This window comes from Oleiphilus sp. HI0067, from assembly GCF_001635735.1.
On record NZ_LWFI01000423.1, the window covers coordinates 1 to 4,505 of the forward strand.

Here is a 4,505-nt window from a genome sequence, read left to right on the forward strand (position 1 = left end):
CCCCATGCAGTTCTGGCGAGTGCGATGCAGCAAAGAAGGCTTTTGTGTTTACTTCTGACGCTTAGCGCCGCAACGATAAGTGGCATCGCCTCGGCAAAAGTAGAACGTCGAACCCAACCGTACTTTTTCTTCACAATCAACTTCAGACCAGTGTATGAGTTCACCAAAGCGGTAATCATCATCATAAATGCCGTCGTAGCCTTCAGCTTTACAGATTTCCTTCGCTTTGGTCGCCATTGATAGTTCTACCTGGTTTCTAGCTCCTTCTAGGCTGCCGGATTCGTACCCAAATAAGCCCAACGGCGAATTATTAATATCAGTATCGGTCCAGCTTAGGGGTCGTTGCAGAGTATAGATGTAGCACCACTTGTTTTTAGGAATGCCGGCGGCAGGTATTCGTACGCCATGCTCGTCCTCAGGCATACATTGTGGCTTGTTGGGCTTTTGTGGCTTGGAAGTGGTGGCAGAGGAAGACTGGGTCTCGCTAGCCACTTGTTGTTGTGATGGGCTATTATTGGTGCCATGCCCACCTTGATAGCTTTGACTATTGGTCTGGCTATCTTGAGCGCTTGAGCGGTTTTGGGAATCAATCTTTTGCCACTGGTTGTTAATCTTCACGTAAGTTGTGCCAGCTACCGATTTCTTCGTTGGCTGCTGGTGGGCGGTATTAGCACGATTCGATGAGCTGCTTACGCCCGTACTTGGTGCATTGTATTTGATTGCGGCAGTTTTAGCAGAAGAAGGATTGTTGCTCTGCTCTTGGATAGCTTGATGCTGTTTATACTCTGCTTGCTCGCGCTTCTTCATTTCGGCAATACGGTTAATCTGTTCACGGCTTTCTGCGAAGATTTCGTCGGTGGTTTTACTGCCATGGTATTTTGATCGTAGATTAGTGAGGTTATCGGTGCTACCGCTGATGATGTCTTTGGAATAGGCGGTAAGGAATTCAGCTTTTGCATTGCCGCTAAGGCTTGAGCTATCGGCCATTGCAACACCAGCTCCTAGCGCTGCAACCATGCCCCAGTTGATATCCCAAGCGGATTCTTTTTCGCGCTCGCGTTCACGAAGCTTGAGCTCTGCTAGGTAATTGAGGTCATCCTGATATTGCTGCTGGAAGGAGGTTAAGATATCGCCATCCTTCACCTCTACTAGTTTAATCTTGGTGCCGATTCGATAATTTTCATGGGCGTAGACGCCATATTCGCTCTGACCTTTGTAGCGAATTTCACCAATGAACACTAGGTTTCCCAGCAAATGGACCTGATAAAAACGATTGTCGAGGTAGGACACGCCTGTCGTATCAGGGTGTTTGCGGAATATATATCGGTTTGAATTATAGTTACCCTCGGGCCCGCCCATGGAAGGCAAAAATATAAAGGTGCCTTCGAACTCTGCGCCATTTTTATGATGGTAAATACCTTTACTTGGATAATTGACATCCAGATCACGGAAAGGGTATTTAATTCGTGTTAACTGACCGATGAAATAATCACGGTCATGTTCATACCCGAAAACTAACAACCCCTCACTTGGGACGTCTCTATCGTAATAGGTTTTAACAGTTTTTCCGTCGAAGGAAACTTGATAGTAGCCATCAACCACAGCGCCATCTTTCCAACGGCCTTCGATCTCTAATTGGTCAGGAGCGCGCATCTTACCATAACCGTTTTCACAGTCGCCCTCGACACATACAGCGATCCCTCTTTCGTTTGGCAGCACCGTATAGGGCTGTCCGTGTTCATTGACGCTGGGCATCGAGGCACAGGAGAGCAATGTGACAGATAGCACCACAGAGGCAAGATTCTTCATGATTCTTTGTCCAAAATAATACAGCCGCGTGATCGCGGCTGAAGGCAGATTAAAACTTAGAAGGTTTCGCAGCTTTCTGAAATGACTTTTACACCTTGGTCATAACAGGTTTCTGCACCCATAATAGAGGCCAGGGACTTGGTGCGGTATTCCTGTAAACCGTGCCGTTTGAAGTCTTTTATGCGGGTAATGCTTTGAATGCGATTACCTTTGTAAATAACGTGTTTAATACGGCCGTCTGGGAAATAGGTGGTTTCGACGGTATCGATAATACCCGGCATATCTTGAGATTCGCTGATGAGGTAAGTGCTATAGGCCTTGTTGCTGTCCCCATTTGGCGAGCCTGTACTCATAACCATATACTCCCATTTAGGGTCGTTCATGTACTCGACATCCATGATAGTCTTGGTGAGAGAGATGGAGTAGTCGTCAGCTAGGTCCATCACCATGGTAGATTGATTATCTACTTTAGAGCTTGACTCGGTTTTGGTGCCGTTGCCAAGGTCGATTTCCATAGTAGTGGCCAAGCTAGAGGTTTTTTTGACTACTCGAGTCGATGGACTATCGCAGTCATCACCCGCAGGGGCGTAGGTGAGGGTATGGTCATCGCTAAGGTACTTTGTGTAATCCAAGCCTTCGGCAGCGTTTGACGTGTCATCACTTTCCATTTGCGCTAATAATGAACCTGACTCTTCTTTTTTCTCTGTGTTTTTTACTTCAGATGCAGCCAGTCTCTTTTGTATTGCTTCCTGAAACTCAGCGTAAGAGTTGTAGGTCTCTCGCGTATCGTCACATAATTGCCAACCAGTTAGGTTATAGAAATCAAGGTTTCTAGTGACGTAGACGTTGTGGTACTCATCGAAGATTTGAGCTAGCTGTACATACTTAGGGTCACTTAGGTTGGCGTGTTGGCCGACTGATGCCCCGGACTCCATGATAATTTGCTGATTAACTTGGTCCATCTGATAGTTGACCATTGCCTGCATACATCCGGTAGTACTTAGTACTGTGCCAGCGAGCAGTGAACCGTGGATTAGTTTCATAACTTCCCTTAACAAATTGAGTTTCTAAATTTTAGATGGTATCAAAGTTAGCGTGTTGATTTGCACCCAAAACTGGCCCATCAACCCCCTAACCCCCTATATTTGCATCGAATTTTGACCCACGTGCAAACCTATTCCTGCTTCCATTGAGCAGGAGATTTAGGAGTGATAAACGTGGCACTAATAAGTGTAATTCGACAGCGACACTCCCGTGAAGGCTTACCCTTCCGAGAGATCTCTCGCCGAATCGGAGTTTCGCGCAGTACTGTGCGTAAATACATCAACAACGAAGAACTTGATCCCAAGTATCCAGCCCGTAAAAGTCCAAGTAAGTTAGATGATTACGAACGTACGTTGAGGAGCTGGCTGTTTCGCAAGCGGAACGCTACCACAAACAACGTAAATCCGTGAAGCAGTCATATCATGACTTGGCAAATGAAAAGTGGCAAGCAAGAAGTACAAGGCAGGCCCAGATCAAAACGCACGCGTCTTCGCTTAGGTTTTGCCGGCGATGATTTTAGTTACGCGATATCTCTCTTCTTACCGACACGATCTCGCTCCGCATTTGCTCTCGATCCCGAAATCAAAAAAGAATGCATATGGGCGGGAGAACGCTACTACCCTGCTCGCGTGCTGATCGATCGTGATGGGCCGATATTGAAATCTAGATCGGGACGGTCTTGGGATACTCTTAGTACACATATTCCACACTACGAAACGAGTTTTTCGCACAGCTCAGACCCGCAACGCGCTCCCGAAATCATCCAACTTCGCGATAAAATTGATCACTGGCACTTCTATGACCACTTTCGAACTGACAGTGCTGTGCCAGGACGGCAATCTCACCTTGGAAGCCGCACAACCATCTTATCTGACGATGGGCATTACCTTGCTGCTGCCCTCCAAACGGTTATAGAAATCGGCAACGAACAAGCCTTATATGAAACCATTGAAGATGCATTTTACAGTACGCGCTTAGACAATAGCGGATGTTGGGCTATCACCTACTTTGAAGTGGTTAGATGCCTTATTGTACTAGCGCAGCAGACCTTCGATATCTTATCTTTAGTTTTGCGAACAACAAATTGTTTGATCTGCTCATCGGTTAATAAACAATCCTATCGTAAGATATTATATTGAGGTCGAACTTTCAGTAGATCTAACGTATTTAACTCCCGAAGTAATGACCAATACCCAGATTTAACGGAAAGTATGAGTAAGTGATTATTACTAAGGGAACTGTTTTGGATGGCTTGAGCATATACATATTGGTTTGATGTTGATTTTAGGAATAGCGCCCCTCCTGACTATCTCAAGAAGTATGATTTATTGATTTACGTCTCTGTATTACCCTAAGCCTGTAGGCGTGTCCCCCGGTAAGCATGGTAGTTGGCATGGCCATCATATTGTTATGAAAGGCGTTAAGGTTAATGACTCTCGTTATGTATACTCCCAAGGCTCCATTGATATACTCGAGTCGTTTGATATTGATTGGTATGCAGGCCCAGAGAATCTCTCTTGGGCGCCGCATAACTGGGAAGGGTTGCATACAACTGAAGAGCAGAAGGCGATTTTTGAAGCCTTGAGTGAGGCAAAGCAAATGGGTGACCAATATGGCCAAGAGTTGGGAAAGAACCATGCCATTAAAATCTT

The 4,505-nt window shown here is 45.8% G+C and carries 5 protein-coding genes; 3 read left to right on the plus strand and 2 right to left on the minus strand.

Translation table 11 applies throughout. The annotated features are described in order from the left end of the window. Positions 1-48: 48 nt before the first annotated feature. The gene (locus tag A3739_RS04920) at positions 49-1,809 is read right to left on the minus strand and encodes a hypothetical protein (protein ID WP_068476049.1); all 1,761 of its coding nucleotides are present in this window, start codon (positions 1,807-1,809) and stop codon (positions 49-51) included. Positions 1,810-1,865: 56 nt separating this feature from the next. Continuing rightward, on the minus strand, positions 1,866-2,852 hold the full coding sequence (locus A3739_RS04925; RefSeq protein ID WP_068476048.1) for a hypothetical protein: 987 nt from the start codon (positions 2,850-2,852) through the stop codon (positions 1,866-1,868). 174 nt (positions 2,853-3,026) lie between these two features. Here A3739_RS04925 and A3739_RS31325 point away from each other — a divergent pair, with 174 nt between their 5' ends. The 3 genes from A3739_RS31325 to A3739_RS04935 form a co-directional block, all read left to right on the plus strand. After that, positions 3,027-3,263 (plus strand): helix-turn-helix domain-containing protein, encoded by a 237-nt coding sequence (locus tag A3739_RS31325; protein WP_197472062.1) that lies wholly within the window; start codon positions 3,027-3,029, stop codon positions 3,261-3,263. A 12-nt stretch (positions 3,264-3,275) separates the two neighbouring features. Continuing rightward, a complete protein-coding gene (locus A3739_RS04930) occupies positions 3,276-3,992 on the plus strand; it encodes an AAA family ATPase (RefSeq protein WP_068500538.1) in 717 nt (238 codons plus the stop codon). Between the two features lie 226 nt (positions 3,993-4,218). Next, positions 4,219-4,505, plus strand: a 287-nt coding sequence (locus tag A3739_RS04935) for an AHH domain-containing protein (protein ID WP_197472063.1), incomplete at its 3' end; no start/stop codon positions are given.

What these genes read in the sequence shown, in the direction of transcription:
- A3739_RS04925 (WP_068476048.1), bottom strand. Translation starts at nt 2,852, where the DNA reads ATGAAACTAATCCACGGTTCACTGCTCGCTGGCACAGTACTAAGTACT.
- A3739_RS04920 (WP_068476049.1), bottom strand. Translation starts at nt 1,809, where the DNA reads ATGAAGAATCTTGCCTCTGTGGTGCTATCTGTCACATTGCTCTCCTGT.
- A3739_RS04930 (WP_068500538.1), top strand. Translation starts at nt 3,276, where the DNA reads ATGACTTGGCAAATGAAAAGTGGCAAGCAAGAAGTACAAGGCAGGCCC.